The 14,326-nt window shown below is 74.4% G+C and carries 13 protein-coding genes; 4 read left to right on the top strand and 9 right to left on the bottom strand.

What is annotated here, in order from left to right; genetic code table 11:
• Positions 1-216: 216 nt before the first annotated feature.
• The 7 genes from AC07CM_RS03235 to AC07CM_RS03205 form a co-directional block, all read right to left on the bottom strand.
• The gene (locus AC07CM_RS03235; RefSeq protein ID WP_478874604.1) at positions 217-630 is read right to left on the bottom strand and encodes an aggregation-promoting factor C-terminal-like domain-containing protein; all 414 of its coding nucleotides are present in this window, start codon (positions 628-630) and stop codon (positions 217-219) included.
• 346 nt (positions 631-976) lie between these two features.
• Positions 977-1,888: an ECF transporter S component gene (locus AC07CM_RS03230; protein ID WP_478874603.1), complete on the bottom strand. Its 912-nt coding sequence runs from the start codon at positions 1,886-1,888 to the stop codon at positions 977-979.
• Positions 1,885-3,564, bottom strand: coding sequence for an ABC transporter ATP-binding protein (locus AC07CM_RS03225; protein WP_478874602.1), 1,680 nt, complete (start codon positions 3,562-3,564; stop codon positions 1,885-1,887). Before AC07CM_RS03225 ends, AC07CM_RS03230 begins: the two co-directional genes overlap by 4 nt.
• The gene (locus AC07CM_RS03220; protein WP_478874601.1) at positions 3,561-4,742 is read right to left on the bottom strand and encodes an energy-coupling factor transporter transmembrane component T; all 1,182 of its coding nucleotides are present in this window, start codon (positions 4,740-4,742) and stop codon (positions 3,561-3,563) included. The genes AC07CM_RS03225 and AC07CM_RS03220 overlap by 4 nt, the downstream gene beginning before the upstream one ends.
• Positions 4,735-5,412, bottom strand: a complete 678-nt coding sequence (locus AC07CM_RS03215) for an SCO2322 family protein (RefSeq protein ID WP_478874600.1) — start codon at positions 5,410-5,412, stop codon at positions 4,735-4,737. The genes AC07CM_RS03220 and AC07CM_RS03215 overlap by 8 nt, the downstream gene beginning before the upstream one ends.
• Positions 5,409-6,629, bottom strand: coding sequence for a prenyltransferase/squalene oxidase repeat-containing protein (locus AC07CM_RS03210; protein ID WP_478874599.1), 1,221 nt, complete (start codon positions 6,627-6,629; stop codon positions 5,409-5,411). Before AC07CM_RS03210 ends, AC07CM_RS03215 begins: the two co-directional genes overlap by 4 nt.
• A gap of 321 nt (positions 6,630-6,950) precedes the next feature.
• Positions 6,951-7,994, bottom strand: coding sequence for a hypothetical protein (locus AC07CM_RS03205; protein WP_478874598.1), 1,044 nt, complete (start codon positions 7,992-7,994; stop codon positions 6,951-6,953).
• Between the two features lie 249 nt (positions 7,995-8,243).
• On the opposite strand from AC07CM_RS03205, the gene AC07CM_RS03200 reads away from it, so the two are divergent.
• The 4 genes from AC07CM_RS03200 (at position 8,244) to AC07CM_RS03185 (ending at position 12,683) form a co-directional block, all read left to right on the top strand.
• Positions 8,244-8,873 carry a helix-turn-helix domain-containing protein gene (locus tag AC07CM_RS03200; RefSeq protein ID WP_478874597.1) on the top strand — a complete coding sequence of 210 codons (630 nt, stop codon included), beginning with the start codon at positions 8,244-8,246 and terminating at the stop codon, positions 8,871-8,873.
• Positions 8,874-8,996: 123 nt separating this feature from the next.
• Complete coding sequence (locus tag AC07CM_RS03195) at positions 8,997-9,596, top strand: hypothetical protein (protein ID WP_478874596.1); 600 nt, start codon at positions 8,997-8,999, stop codon at positions 9,594-9,596.
• Positions 9,596-11,278, top strand: a complete 1,683-nt coding sequence (locus tag AC07CM_RS03190; protein ID WP_478874891.1) for an MAB_1171c family putative transporter — start codon at positions 9,596-9,598, stop codon at positions 11,276-11,278. Before AC07CM_RS03195 ends, AC07CM_RS03190 begins: the two co-directional genes overlap by 1 nt.
• Positions 11,271-12,683: an FAD-dependent oxidoreductase gene (locus AC07CM_RS03185; RefSeq protein ID WP_478874595.1), complete on the top strand. Its 1,413-nt coding sequence runs from the start codon at positions 11,271-11,273 to the stop codon at positions 12,681-12,683. The genes AC07CM_RS03190 and AC07CM_RS03185 overlap by 8 nt, the downstream gene beginning before the upstream one ends.
• Here the strand turns inward: AC07CM_RS03185 and AC07CM_RS03180 are convergent.
• On the bottom strand, positions 12,676-13,125 hold the full coding sequence (locus AC07CM_RS03180) for a nuclear transport factor 2 family protein (RefSeq protein ID WP_478874594.1): 450 nt from the start codon (positions 13,123-13,125) through the stop codon (positions 12,676-12,678). The genes AC07CM_RS03185 and AC07CM_RS03180 overlap by 8 nt on opposite strands.
• Before the next feature lie 40 nt (positions 13,126-13,165).
• On the bottom strand, positions 13,166-14,194 hold the full coding sequence (locus AC07CM_RS03175) for an MBL fold metallo-hydrolase (protein ID WP_478874593.1): 1,029 nt from the start codon (positions 14,192-14,194) through the stop codon (positions 13,166-13,168).
• Between the last annotated feature and the right edge of the window lie 132 nt (positions 14,195-14,326).

Below are 14,326 nucleotides of genomic sequence, written 5' to 3'. Positions count from 1 at the left end.
CTCGCCCGGCGGCGGGCGAGGGTGCGGGTGCTGGATATGGGGCCCGTCGACCACGGAGGGTCGTACCGGGCAGCCCTGGCCGGCATCGCGCGCTGGTTCGTCAGCGGGGCGGCCCAGGGCAGGCCGTGAGGCCGGGCGGAGTGGACCGGGAGGTCTGGAGCCGGGGGGGGGGCCGGAGGCGGGGGGCCGGCGCCGGGTGTCGCGAGGCCGGGTGGCTCAGTACCAGCCGTTGGCCTGCCAGAAGCTCCAGGCCTTGGCCGGGCTGCCGTAGCGGGAGTTCATGTAGTCCAGACCCCACTTGATCTGGGTGGCCGGGTTGGTCTTCCAGTCGGAACCGGCCGAGGCCATCTTCGAACCCGGCAGGGCCTGGACCAGGCCGTAGGCGCCGGAGGAGCTGTTGGTGGCGGCGGGGTTCCAGCCACTCTCGTGCTCGACGATCTTGCTGAACGCGTTGTACTGCGCGGCGTCCGGAATCATCTTGTGCGCGATCGACTGAGCCGAGGGGGCCGAGGTGGTGGCGGCCTGGGCGGGCGCCGCGGACAGCGCCATGCCGGCGGTGGCGGCAGCCAGGGCGGCGGCGGTGATGGCCTTCTTCGGGGAAGCGATGCGGCGGATGAAGGAGACGGACACGGAGAACCTCTTGCGTCGGGGACAGTGGATCGCCCGTATCCGAACCCCACGTCATGTGGTGGCCGTGTACGTCGGCGCCCGGACCCGTTCGGGTTCGTGGCGCCTGGCGACGTCGTCCAGAGAAGCAGGCTCGAAACGGGTCCGCAATGACCCCTTTTACTAGTTGTGGCCGGATCAGCGGCAAAGGTCGCTTGTGTGGCGTGGGTCTCAAAGTGCAGGTCAGAAGGGGCGCACGCATGGGCGTATCGGACATTTGGAGCTACGGCGTCCGATCGTAGGTGACCTGCGTCATGTGGGGTGCTTCACCGGTCCGCTGACGGACCGCAGGCGGGTGCTCACCCGTTGCTCACCCGGCGGGAGCGTCGAATGTGACCGCGGTCTCGAAAGCGGCCCGTCGTGTGGCCCGGCGCAGCGCGCGCAGCAGCGCCGGCCCGAGGACGAGGGTGAGAACGACCGTGCAGACCGCCCGGCCCAGGTCCCAGCCCATGGAGGTGGCCAGGCAGTAGGCGGCGAACCGGGCCAGGTTGGCGGGGACCGCGGCGTGCGGGTCGAAGGCGATGTTCGACGTCAGGGCGCCCATGAAGGGCCAGCCGGCCAGATTCATGACCGTGCCGTAGGCGAAGGCCGCGAGGAAGCCGTAGACCGCCAGCAGCAGGAGTTCCCCCCGGCCGCGCAGCCGGGACCGGCCCGGCAGGAGCCCGGCGCCCATGGTGAACCAGCCCATCGCCAGCATCTGGAACGGCATCCACGGTCCGACCCCGCCGGTGAGCAGCGCGGACGCGAACATCGTCACCGAGCCGAGCACGAAGCCGAAGCCGGGCCCGAGCACCCGCCCGCTGAGCACCATGAGGAAGAACATCGGCTCGATCCCGGCGGTGCCCGCGCCGACCGGGCGCAGCGCCGCCCCGGTCGCGGCCAGCACGCCCAGCATGGCCACGGCCTTCGGACCGAGGCCCGACTCGGAGATCGTCGCCGCCACGACCGCGACCAGCAGCACCAGCAGGCCCGCGAACAGCCAGGGTGCGTCCTCGGTGTGTGCGCCGAGCTGCGAACTGGGCGGGGCGAGGAAGGGCCAGCAGAAGGCGACCACACCGACCGCGCTGACCAGGCCGAGCGCGGCCAGGGAGCGGGGGCCCAGATGGACGGCGCGGACGGCGCGAGCCCGGCGGGGGACGAGGGCCGGGCCGGCCCCGGCAGGGCGGGGGGCGGAACCGGTCAGGTCCGTGCGGTCCGGGCCCGGGGTGCAGGGAGTCGTCATGCCAGGGCCTCCCGGACCTCGGACACGGTCAGCCAGCGCTGCGGGGCCAGGATCTTGGTGACCTGCGGGGCGAAGGAGGGGGACGAGACCACGATCTCCGCCGTCGGGCCGTCGGCGATCACCTCGCCGTCGGCGAGCAGCACCACCCGGTGCGCGATCTCGGCCGCCAGCTCCACGTCATGCGTGGCCAGCACGATCGCGTGCCCCTCGGCTGCCAGCGCGCGCAGCACCGTGACCAGGCGGGCCTTGGCCGCGTAGTCCAGACCGCGCGTCGGCTCGTCGAGCAGGAGCAGGGGCGGGCGGGCGGTCAGGATCACCGCCAGCGCGAGCGCCAGGCGCTGGCCCTCCGAGAGATCGCGGGGGTGGGTGTCGTCCGTGATGTCCGGCAGCAGCTCCGACACCAGGGACCGGCAGGTGCCCGGCTCGGCCTCCGCGTCCCGGTCGGCGGCCGCGCACTCGGCGGCCACCGTGTCCGCGTACAGCAGGTCGCGCGGCTCCTGCGGCACGAGACCGACCCGGCGCACGAGGTCGCGCGGCGCGCTGCGGTGCGGCACGGCACCGCCCACGAGGACCGAGCCGGAGCTGGGCTCCACCAGTCCGACCAGGGAACCGAGCAGGGTGGACTTCCCGGCGCCGTTGCGGCCCATCAGAGCGACCGTCTCACCGGGCGCCACGGTCAGGTCGACGTCGCGCAGGGCGGTGATCCGGCTCCGGCGGACGGCCAGCGAGCGGACCTCGGCGACCTGCGGGGGAGCGGTGGGGCCGGGGGCGGCGGCCCGCCGGAACAGGCGGCGGCGCGGGGCCGGCACGGGGGCGAGGCGCGCTTCCGGAGCGGCGGCCGGACCGGGCGCCGGGGTGCTCCCGGCCAGTCGTTCGCGCAGCTCACCGGCGCGGCGGCGGGCGTCCCGGACCGTCAGCGGGAGCGGGCTCCAGCCGGCCAGCCGGCCCAGGTCCACCACCGGGGGGTACACCGGGGAGACCGCCATCAGCTCGGCCGGGTCGCCGTGCAGCGGGGCCGAGCCGGGGGCGGGCAGCAGGACGACCCGGTCGGCGTACTGGATCACGCGTTCCAGGCGGTGCTCGGCCAGCAGGACCGTCGTACCGAGGTCGTGGACCAGGCGCTGCAGGACGGCCAGGACCTCCTCCGCCGCGGCCGGGTCGAGCGCCGAGGTCGGCTCGTCCAGCACCAGCACCCGCGGGTGCGGGGTGAGGACCGAGCCGATCGCGACCCGCTGTCGCTGCCCGCCGGAGAGCGTGGCGATCGGGCGGTCGCGCAGACCGGCCAGGCCCAGCAGGTCCAGGGTCTCCTCCACCCGGCGTCGCATCACCTCAGGGGCGAGCCCCAACGACTCCATGCCGTAGGCGAGTTCCTCCTCCACCGTGTCCGTCACGAAGTGGGCGAGCGGATCCTGGCCCACCGTGCCCACGACGTCGGCGAGTTCGCGCGGCTTGTGGGTACGCGTGTCCCGGCCGGCCACCGTGACCCGGCCGCTCAGGGTGCCGCCGGTGAAGTGCGGGACCAGCCCGCTGACCGCCCCCAGCACGGTCGACTTGCCCACCCCGGACGGGCCGACCAGCAGCGCCAGTTCACCCTCTGGCACTTCGAAGTCCACACCCTGCACTGCCGGTTCGGCCGCGCCCTCGTAGCGGACGCCGACCTCCTCGAAGCGGATCACGACGGCTCCTCGGGGTCCGGGGACTGCTTGGGGACGGCGAAGGCGGGCAGCAGGGCCGGCAGCACGGCCGCGGCCGGCCACAGCGGCAGGGTGGGGGCGACCAGGGGTACGACTCCGGGGTGCAGCGCGTCCGGATCGCTCACGGAGGCGAGCGTGAGCAGCGCGGCGGCCGCGGCACCCGAGCCCGCCACCAGCCACGCGTGCGTCCCCCACGACTCCGGGCGGTACCGGGTGCGCGGGGAGCGGCGGCCGCCCAGGCGCAGGCCCGCGAGCGCGGCGGCGACTCCGGCGAGCAGCACCGGCAGCCCGTACGTGCCGCCCTCCGCGGTGAGCAGTCCGTACGTTCCCGCGCACACGCCGAGCAGTCCGCCGAGGGTGAGCGCGGTCGTCGTACGGCGCACCGGGGTGGGGACGTCGGCGGTACGGCCGTAGCCGCGGGCGTCCATCGCGGCGGCGAGGGCGACCGAACGCTCCAACGCGCCCTCCAGGACCGGCAGTCCGACCTGCAGCAGGCCCCGCACCCCCCGGTCCGGGCGGCCGCGCAGCCGACGGGCGGCGCGCAGCCGCTGGACGTCGGCGATGAGGTGCGGCGCGAAGGTGAGCGCGACGACCACGGCCACGCCCGTCTCGTACAGGGCGCCGGGCAGCGACTTCAGCAGCCGGGCCGGGCTCGCCAGGGCGTTGGCGGCGCCGACGCAGATGAGGAGCGCGGCGAGCTTGAGGCCGTTGTAGCCGGCGAAGAGCAGGGCCTCCGCGGTGACCTCGCCGCCGAGGCGGATGCCCTGCGCCCAGTGCGGGAGCGGGACTTGGGGGAGCGTGAACAGGACGTGGGTGCCGGGGACGGGGGAGCCGAGGACGACCGTGAAGGCGATGCGGATGAGGACGACGGCGACGCCGAGTCTGGCGAAGGCGGCGTAGGAGCGGGACCAGGGGGAGGACGAGCGGTGGGTGGCCACCACATAGCCCGCCGCGCCGATGAGAAGGGCGAGGAGGAGGGGATTGGTGGTTCGGGTGGCCGCCGTGCCCAGGCCCAGGGACCAGAGCCACCAGGCGCCGGGGTGCAGCGGTGTGCGGTGGGGGCGCCGGGCGGGCACGGGTTGCGCGGCCGGCCGCGACTGCCCGGCCGCGGCGGCCGGGCGAGGGCGCTCCGGCTCACCGAGGCTGCCGGGGCTACGCATTCCCGCGCCGCCGGGCCTGCCATGCCGCCGCCGCGGCCAGCAGGGCGACCGCTCCCGCTCCGAGCGGCAGCCCCAGGGAAGGGCCGCCGTCCGACTTCTTCCCGTCCTTCTTCCCGTCCTTCTCCGGGTACTGCTTCCCCTTCGCCGCCGCGCCGTTCCTGTCGGCCGACACCTGCTCCCCGCAGCCCTTCTCGGGATACCCGGAGATCGCGCACAGCAGCGCGTTGGTGTCGTAGCGCAGGGGCTTGGCGACGGCGGCCAGCGTCTCGGCCGTCGTCGCGTCGGGGGAGACGCGGGCGCAGGCCGTGCGCCGGCCAGGCGGGGTCTCGCCGGACGGCGCGTCGGCGGGCGTGCCGAAGTCGATGACGAGGGCGACCCGCTTGGTGCCCGGCTCGGCCGGTGTGCCGGCGCAGATGGTGCCGAAGTCCGCCGTACCGCGCGGCCGGGTCGCGTCCGCCGAGTCCTCGCTCACCGCGAACCGCATGCCCTCCACGGAGCCGTCGTCCGGGCGCACGGTCGAGGGGCCCTGCGTCGCGTACGTCCACCGGCCTCCGGTGCGCTCCCAGAACGACCAGTAGCGGTAGCCCGTGGCCCGCGCCTGGGCGGCGCAGGCCATCAGCAGGACGAGCGTGGCGAGCAGCAGTGGCGCGGTACGGCGGACGGCGGTCACGGCTGCCGCTTCTTCCGGCCGCTGAGCAGGAACCCGATGCCGATGCCCGCGACCAGGCCGACACCGACGATCCACCAGACGCCGGTGTGCGTGTCGCCGTCGGACGCCTTCGCCTTCCGCGCGGCCGAGTCCATGTGCGGGGCCGGGCCCAGGGCGTTGAGGGACCGGACCAGGCTCGTGCCGCCGAAGTCGCCCGGCTGGGCGCCGATCGCGTGGGCGGCGAGGATCAGCTGGGCGTACGCGGCCGGGCCGCTCTGGGTCGCCCACTGCGTGGCGTTCTTCTCCAGCCAGGCGTACGACGCCTTCGCCTGCTCGGTGCGGCCGGCCGCGGCGAGCGCGACGACCGTGTCCGCCGTGTTGCCGAAGTCGGGCTGGTCCTCGGCGCCGGGGAGCGCGGACCGCAGGTGGCCGGTCTTCGCGACGGCCGACGTCAGATACGCGGCGGCGTTGCCCGCCACCTGGGCCGCGTCGAGGTGGCCGCCCTTGGCGCAGGTGTCCTTCGCGGACGCCTTGCCGGCCTCCGTCACGAATCCCTTGCCGAGCGCGCCCAGCACCCCGGCCGCGGTCGCGTCCGCGTTGGCGAGCAGCTTGCCCTTCTTGTCCGGCTGGTAGGCGAGGGCGCCGCCACCGTCCTGGTCGCAGGGGATGGACCACTCGGCCAGCAGGTCGTACGGGGTCTTGCTCCCGGTGTGCACCTGGGCGGGGTCCTGGCCGTCGGCGGCGAGCGCGCCGATGACGACGCTGGTGGAGTTGGTGTCGCTCGGGCCGCCCGGCGTGTACCCCCAGCCGCCGTCCTTGTTCTGCAGGTTCGTCAGCCAGACCAGGGCGTCACGGACCTCTTTCTCGTGCCCGCCGACCGCGTTCAGCGCCTGGACCGCGGCGGCCGTGCTGTTGGTGTCGGGCTGGGCGCCGCCCTTGCCCTCGCAGGGCTTGGCGGTGTCGGCGCGGAAGGCGGCGAAGCCGCCCTTGTCGCACTGCTGCCCGACCAGCCAGTCGACGGCCGAGGCGGCGGGGCGGTAGCCGAGCGTCCGCTGCGCGATCAGCGCGAGCGACTGGCGCCAGACACCGTCGTAGGTCGGGTCCGCCTTGCCGAACAGGCCGGACGGGATGTTCACCTTCGGGGAGGCGGACGGGGACGGGCCGGCGGCCGTGGCGGGTGCGGCTGCGGCCAGCACGCCTATGGCGGCGAGAGCCGCGGCACTGCGGCGGACGTTCATGGTCGGCGACTGCCTCTCCCTGCGAGGAGCCGGCAGCGCACGGGACCACCCGGGCGGCTCGGCTCCGTAAACCTCGACGGTGCCGTGCGCGGCGGGCCGCCGCGCACGCGAGCCGGTCAACGTCCCGTCCGGGGCAGTCCGGCTCACCGTCCGGGGGACGGTTCACGGTTGCGGGTCAGCGCCGGAATTGCACCGGCTTCCCCCCGTACAGGTGTGATGACGACCCCGCCACTTTACCGGCCGCCGTGCGCGGTCCGAGGGGTGGCTGTGGGCACACGGGCGTGGTGACCGGGGTCACGCGGTTCCCCGGCGCTGTCGTCGTCAGGCGACCCGGGTCGCCCGAGGTGTCACAGCGGCGTCCAGGTAGTACGCCAACCGGGCCAGAACGCGGGCGCACTCCTCGGGGTCCTCGCCCTCCGTCACCCAGTGCGCGAGCCGGTCGGCCGGGCCCGCGTGGCCGGCCGCGGTGACCGGGTCGCCGGGCCGCCGGGTGAGGACCATGCGCTCGGCAGACGGATCGAACCCGGCGGCCGGGTCCAGGTGCAGATGGGTCAGCCGGCCGGTCGTGGCCGGGTAGGCGAACTGGATCGCGGCCGCCCGCTGCCGGGTCGGGGTCACGTCCGGGAGCCGGCCGGTGGCCAGGGCGGCGGCGGCCAGCGCGAGGTCGACACCGGTGGCCCGTTCGACCAGCAGCGGGATCAGGTCGCCGGGCAGATGCGGGACGACGTCCGTGACGCGGGGGCCGCGGGCGGTCAGGCGCAGGCCGATGTGGACGACGGTGTGGGCGAGGCCGAGCGCGCGCACGGTCCGCGCCACCGTGTGCCGCAGGAACGGGTTGTGCAGCAGTTGGTCGTGGGCGTGCACGAAGTGCCGCAGCGGCTGCCGGGCGGGCGCCGGGCCCGGGGTCGTACGGGTGAGCGCCGCGATGCGGACCTCGTCGTCCAGGACGACGGCCTCGGCCGAGACCAACTGTCCCTCCGTGTCCTCCCGGCCGGCCGGCGCGACCTTGTGGCGGGCGAGCAGGGCCCGTAACTCGACCGGGTCCGCGCAGGCCGCCGCGGTCTCGTACGGGATGCCGGGCAACGCCAGCCGGGCGGCGAGTCGGGCCGCACCGGTCAGGTGCTCGGCGGACCAGGTCAGCACCCCTCGGACCCGGTGCCGTGTGGCGTACCGCGCGACGGCCTCGGCGGTGGCGGCCCCCTGGGCGGGGTCGGCGGCGAGGTGTCCGGCCAGGTAGGGACGTGCCCAGGCGGGCGGGTCGGTGCCGACCAGCACCACCGGGTGGGCCGCCGCGATCCGCGCCAGCGGGTACTCGTCGTACGCGGCCCGGCGGCCGGTCCCGAGCAGAAGGACGGACTGCGGCATCGGAGACTCACCTTCGTGGGGAGAAGGCGGACAGAGGAACGCCCCGGATGCTGCTCCCCCATAGGCAGCACCCGGGGCGGGTCGATCTTGCTCTCTGTGCCCCGATCCTCACCCACCGCACCCTCAACTGTCAACGATTGCTGCCTCTTTCAGCAGCCAGCGTTGTCATCTCTGGTCGGCGCCCGGGTGACCGGGTAGCCTCGCGTCAGCTCAGCCACGGAACGGACGACACGCCCAGGGGGGACCTCGGTGAGTGACGCCTACGCCCCGCTGGCCGACGTGCTGGACCGGCTCGGGGAGCTGACCGGCCGGCCCGGCCGGCTGGCGGAGGTCCTGGACGTGGCCGGCCTCTCCCACCGCACCGGCATCCCCGTCGGCGTGGTCGTGGAACTGCTCTCGGACGGCCGGGCGCCGGAGGCCTGCCTCGCCCAACGGGTGCGGCAGCGGCTGGACTTCATCCGGGAGACGCGGCGCAGGCCCGACGGCAAGCGGTACTCGCTGGACGAGCTGGCCAGGATCGCCGGAACCAGCAGGCAGTGGCTGAGCGAGTGGCGCAAGAGCGGGATGCCGAGCCTCGAGCACACCGACCGGCTGCGCAGGTTCTTCGGTCTGTCGGCGGGCTTCTTCACCGCCGACGAACAGGAGGCGCTGCACGAGGCGTTGCAGCCGGTGCTGCAGAGTCTGGAGGCGGAGGCGGACCCGCTGCTGCGGCTGCGGGAGAGCGGACTGGTGCGGCTGGCCGCGCGCGCCCCGCAGATGAACGCCCGTCAGCTGGCCACCCTCGCGGACCTGGCGGAGATGATCATCACCTCGGAGCGGGTGGGGAGTCCGGCGGGCGTGCAGGGGGTCGCCGAACTGAGGGGCGCCGGGCGTGCCTGATCCGGCGCTGGCCGTAAACGATCGTTTTCCTTCGGGGAACATGCCATTCCGGCCCCGCTGGTCCTATGGTCGCCGAACGCCCGCCGACCTCGGCCGCAAGGACGACGACCGCAAGGACGACGCATGAGCCCCGACAGATCGCCGAAGTCCCGCAGACCGGCCAGGTCGCCCAAGCGGTTCCTCGACCGGCTCGTCCGCGACACCGCCCGGACGCTGACCCCGCCCACCGGGCCCAAGACCTTCCTGCACGCGGTCTGCGCCACGCTCAGCCCACAGCTGGACCGGCCGGTCCGGCTGAAGTTCGTCGCCTTCCCGCCGGGCCTGGACGTCTCCGGGGTCACCTTCGCCATGGACGAGGAGTACATCGTCGTGGTCGAGGAACGGGCGCCGGACGAGCACAAGTTCGTCATCGCGGGGCACGAGATCGGCCACATCCACTACCAGACGCTGGACGTGCACTACCCGGCCGGCATGCCCGCGGCGGCGCGCCGACTGCTGTCCCGGGCCGAGGAGGACGTCCCCTGGGACCAGGTGGTCGCCATGGCCACCCGGTCGCCCGCGGCGCCGGCGGCCGAGGCGGAGTGGGAGGCCGAGGAGTGCGGGCTGCGGCTGGCGGCGAAGTTCTCCAAGGTCGTCGGCCCGGGCGCGGCGGCGGGGCGGACCACCCAGGACACCCTGACCGGCCGGCTGTCGTCCTCGCTGGGCAACATCGGCGGGCCGTGATGCGCTGGGACCTGGCAGGCTCGTTCACCGCCTACGCGGTCCCGGCCGCGCTGCTCGCGGTGGCCTTCGTGATCAAGCTGCCGCTGCTGCGGCGGGCCTGGCAGGACCCGATCCTGCGGGCCACCGCGCTGCTGCTCGGGATCGGCGCGGTCGTCTTCGCCTCGCTGCCGCCGGGCAACCTGCACCGCATCAACGAGATCGCCGGTGTCCCCAACTTCGCCGGTCTGTGGGTCTATTCACTCCTCACCGCGTACTGCGGGGCCTGCCTGTGGCTGATCATCACGTGGCGCGAGCCCCCGTCAGCGGTCCGCAGCCGGCGCACCCGCACGGTCTGGATGGCGTACACCGTCATCATCCTCGGCCTGTGGACGACCTTCCTGCTCGGCGACCACCATGTGGAGCGGCTCCGGGACCTCGACACCTACTACGCCAACACGCCCTGGATGCGTGAGTTCGCGCTGCTCTACCTGGTCGCGCACATGGTCTCCGCGCTGGTCGCCGCAGGCATCCTGTGGGCCTGGTTCAAGGAGGTCGAGGACACCTGGCTGCGCCGGGCCGTGGTCTTCCTCCAGGTCGCCTACGCGCTCGGGCTCATCTTCGACGTGGCCAAGCTCGCCGCGATCGGTGCGCGCTGGAACGGCCGCGACTGGGACTGGCTGTCGACGTACGTCGCCCCGCCGTTCGCCATCGCCGAGGCGGGACTGGTCGCCGTGGGCTTCATCGCCGGGCAGGCCGGCCCGGTGGTCGAGGAGCGCCGGCGCCTGGTCCGCACCTACCGGCGCCTCAAACCGCTGTGGCAGGCCATGCTGACCGTCACGGCCGCGGCGGCCCCGGCGACCGGCCGGGTCAGCGGCGCCGACCTCCGCCTGGAACTGCGCCGGGCCACCATCAACGACGGCCTCCTCAAACTGACCCCGCACCTCAGCGCGCCCCGCCGGGAGCGGACGTGGCAGGCGGCCCTGGCGGCCGGCTACCCCGACTGCACCGCCCGGGGCATCGCGGGCGCGGTGGACATCCTCACCGCAACGGAGGCGCTGCGCTCGCCGGGTGCGGGGGTGGAGGCGGCACCCGGGGAAGACCGCGAGCGGACCGGAACCGAGCCGGCTTCCGAGGTGCGGCCGGAACCGGCCTCCGGGGCGCGGCCGGAACCGGTGCCCGTGGGCCGATCGGGCCCCGCTCACCAGGGCCGGCCGGAGCCGGTGCCTGCCGAGCGGCCCGTGCCGGCCGTGGTCGACCCGTCCGGGCGCATCCCGGGCGGCCGGTCGGAGTCCGCTGGTGTGGACCGGTCCGAGTCCCTTCGTGTCGGCGGGGCCGAGGGGGCTGCTGCCGACAGCTCCGGGCGCACCTGGGGCGGCCGGTCGGAGTCCGCTGGTGTGGACCGGTCCGAGTCCCTTCGTGTCGGCGGGGCCGAGGGGGCTGCTGCCGACACCTCCGGGCGCACCTGGGGCGGCCGGTCGGAGTCCGCTGCTGCCGACCGCGCCGACCGCGTCCCCCTCGCCAGGCCCGAGCCCGCCCCCACCGGTCCGGCCGAGCCCACCCCCTCCCTTCGCGTCGGGCGGGTTGCTCATGTTCCCGACAGTGAGCTGGAGCGCATCGCGCATGCCCTGCGGTTTCACTCGTCGGTCGTCGAAACGTTCCGCCGGGAGGCGGTCGCCACAGAAGGTCTCAGCTCACATGCCTGACATACCCACCGCCCGCCGCACCGCGATCGTCATCGGCGGCAGTACGGCCGGCATGCTCACCGCCTCCGTGCTCGCCAGCCGCTTCCACGAGGTCACGATCGTGGAGGCCGACCGGCTGCCGGAGGGCCCCGAGCCGCGCAGGGGACTGCCCCAGGCGCGCCACGCCCACCTGCTGTGGTCCGGCGGAGTGGCCGCGCTGGAGGAGCTGCTGCCGGGCGTCACCGGGGAGCTGGTCGGCAGGGGCGCCGGCCTCATCGACGTGATGACGGACCTGGTGAGCAAGGCCCCCTCGGGTGAATGGTTCCGGCGGTTCACCGACTCGCGGCACCACATGATCGTGTGCAGCCGGGACCTGCTGGACGCGGTGGTCCGGGCCGACGTCCTCGGCCGGCGCCGCATCACGCTGCTCGACGGCACGAGGGTGGCGGGCCTCGTCGGGGACGAGGGACGGGTGACGGGCGTCCGGGTGCCGTCCTCGTCCGGGGGCCGACCGACCACTCTGTACGCCGACTTGGTGATCGACGCGAGCGGCCGCGCCTCCCAGGCGCACAGGTGGCTCCGCAAGCTGGGCCACGCCGACGTCGAGGAGCGGGTCGTCGACGCGGGCGTCGCCTACGCCAGCCGCGTCTACGCCGCCCCCGACGGCACGACCGCCCTGCGCTACCCGGTCGTGAACGTCCAGGCGGACCCGCGCGACGCGCCCGGCCGGGGCGGAGTCGTCGTACCGATCGAGGACGACCGCTGGCTGGTCACGCTCTCCGGCACCCGCGGCGGCCAACCGACCGCCGACCCCGAGCAGTTCGAGCACTTCGCGCTCACCGGCCTGAAGGACCCGATCATCGGCCGTCTCATCGCCCGGGCCGAGCCGCTCACCGACCCGGTCACCACCCGCAGCACGGCCAACCGCCGCCGCTACTACGAGAACACCGAGACCTGGCCGGACGGCTTCGCGGTCATCGGGGACGCCGTCGCCGGCTACAACCCCGTGTACGGCCACGGCCTCTCCGTCGCCGCGCAGAGCGTGCAGGCCCTCGCCCGGGTCCTCGACCGGCACGGACCGACCGCCCCCGGCACCGCCCGCCGCATCCAGCGCGCGGTGGCCCGGCCGGTCGGCAACGCCTGGAACCTGGCGGTGGGCCAGGACGCGTACTACCCCGGCGCCGCGCCCCAGCCGCCGACCGCCGTCGAGCGGCTGCTCACCGCGTACGTCGACAAGGCGGTCGCCGCGGGCTCCGGGAACCCGCGCGCCCTGCGCGGCCTGCTGGACGTGATGAGCCTGAGGACCCCGCCGACCCGTCTCTTCGCCCCCGACATGCTGTGGACCATCTGCTTCGGCCCCCGCAAGGGCCCCCTGCCCGGCCCGCCGCTGAGCATGGTGGAACGGGAGGCGGCAGGCCTCAGCTGACCCGGGGGGTGGGACCGCCGAAGGGCAGGTGCAGGGTCCGGGAGGCGAGCAGCCAGGTGCCGTCGGCCCGACGGAAGGTGAAGGTGTCGTCGTAGTGCCCGACCTGCACGGGTGGACCGGCCGGGACGACCCCGCCCGCGTAGCCGTCGACGCGGTACGTCGAGAAGTACGAGACCGCGCTCGCCGCTTCCGCGGAGTCCACCGTGACCAGGACGTTGGACATCAGACGGCGGGAGAGGCGGTCGGCGGGACGGGAGCCGAAGTAGGCGCGCAGCGCCTCGCGGCCCTCGATCCGCCGTCCGCCCTCCGGCCACAGCCAGCTGCCGTCCTCGGTGAACAGCTCTGCCACGGAGCCCGGTTCACCGAGGTCGAGCCGGTGGACGAAGTCAAGGACGAGGCGCTCGCAGGCGCGCTCGGCGAGGAGGCGTTCCAAAGGGTCCATGCGGCTGTGTAGCAGCCCTGGTCCGGTCGCGGCGATCGATTTACACCGCCGCGTACACCACCGGATCGCTCCCCGCCACGGGCTCCGCCCGCCCCAGCTTGACCAGGCGGCGCAGATGAGCCTCGGCCTCCGAGACCGCGATGTTCCGCGATCCGTACGGGATGTCGGGCCAGGGCCGGTTCCAGTCCATGCGCTCCGCCAGTTGCCAGGGGGTGAGCGGTGAGGAGAGGAGGGCCAGCAGGCCGGTGAGGCGTTCCTCGTGGTGTGCGAGCAACTCCCGTACCCGGGCGGGCGCGTCGGTGAAGGAGTGCTGGTGGGCGGGGAGCACCTCGGCGGGGGTGAGGCGCCCCACCCGCTCCAGGGAGTCCAGGTAGTCGCCGAGGGGGTCGGTCACGGTCGCGTCGTCCGGGTCCTCGTACAGGCCTATGTGCGGGGTGATCTCCGGGAGGACGTGGTCGCCGCTGAACAGCCGCCCCCGGCCGGGGAGTCGGGCGGGATGCTCTTCCTCCAGGTGCAGGCAGACATGCCCGGGCGTGTGCCCCGGGGTCCAGATCGCGCGCAGCCGGCGGCCCGGCAGGTCCAGGAGTTCGCCGGGGACGATCTCGCGGTCGGGCAGGGCGGGGGAGAGGCCGGGCAACGTACGGCGGCCGCGGGCCACGCGCAGCGGGGCGACGTGTTCCTCGGGCGCCCCGGCCGCCGTCAGCTTGGCCGCCATGTACGCGTACCAGCGCTCCGGCCGGGTCTCCCGTGTCCTGCGCACGATCGCGGCGTCGGCCGCGTGCATCGCCAGCCACGCGCCGGAGGCCTCGCGGACCCGGCCCGACAGACCGTGGTGGTCCGGGTGGTGGTGGGTGATGACCACTCCGTGCACCTCGGCGACGGACGTGCCGGAGTCCGCGAGACCGGCCGCGAGCGCCTCCCAGGAGGCCGGGTCGTCCCAGCCCGTGTCCACCAGGACCGGACCCCGGTCGGTGTCGACGACGTACACCAATGTGTGGCCGAGGGGGTTGTCCGGTATGGGCACCTGGACGGACCGCACGCCCCCGCCGTGATCGAACGTCTTCGTCATCCGACTCCTCCGCCCCACCACCCGCACCCCACTACCACTGCCCACTATAACCAGAACTGATGGGCCGTTAGGTCAGCCGGGCGGAGGGCCTGAACGAGACCGGCTGACCAGCAGTGGAACGGTCGTTGCCGG

This window comes from Streptomyces sp. NPDC044061 (assembly GCF_056434305.1).
This window is presented reverse-complemented; position numbering and strand designations above follow the sequence as displayed.

Excerpts from the sequence above, each read along its gene's own strand:
- AC07CM_RS03210 (WP_478874599.1), bottom strand. The coding sequence starts at position 6,629 with ATGAACGTCCGCCGCAGTGCCGCGGCTCTCGCCGCCATAGGCGTGCTG.
- AC07CM_RS03230 (WP_478874603.1), bottom strand. The coding sequence starts at position 1,888 with ATGACGACTCCCTGCACCCCGGGCCCGGACCGCACGGACCTGACCGGT.
- AC07CM_RS03190 (WP_478874891.1), top strand. The coding sequence starts at position 9,596 with ATGCGCTGGGACCTGGCAGGCTCGTTCACCGCCTACGCGGTCCCGGCC.
- AC07CM_RS03195 (WP_478874596.1), top strand. The coding sequence starts at position 8,997 with ATGAGCCCCGACAGATCGCCGAAGTCCCGCAGACCGGCCAGGTCGCCC.
- AC07CM_RS03185 (WP_478874595.1), top strand. The coding sequence starts at position 11,271 with ATGCCTGACATACCCACCGCCCGCCGCACCGCGATCGTCATCGGCGGC.
- AC07CM_RS03205 (WP_478874598.1), bottom strand. The coding sequence starts at position 7,994 with ATGCCGCAGTCCGTCCTTCTGCTCGGGACCGGCCGCCGGGCCGCGTAC.
- AC07CM_RS03175 (WP_478874593.1), bottom strand. The coding sequence starts at position 14,194 with ATGACGAAGACGTTCGATCACGGCGGGGGCGTGCGGTCCGTCCAGGTG.
- AC07CM_RS03180 (WP_478874594.1), bottom strand. The coding sequence starts at position 13,125 with ATGGACCCTTTGGAACGCCTCCTCGCCGAGCGCGCCTGCGAGCGCCTC.
- AC07CM_RS03220 (WP_478874601.1), bottom strand. The coding sequence starts at position 4,742 with ATGCGTAGCCCCGGCAGCCTCGGTGAGCCGGAGCGCCCTCGCCCGGCC.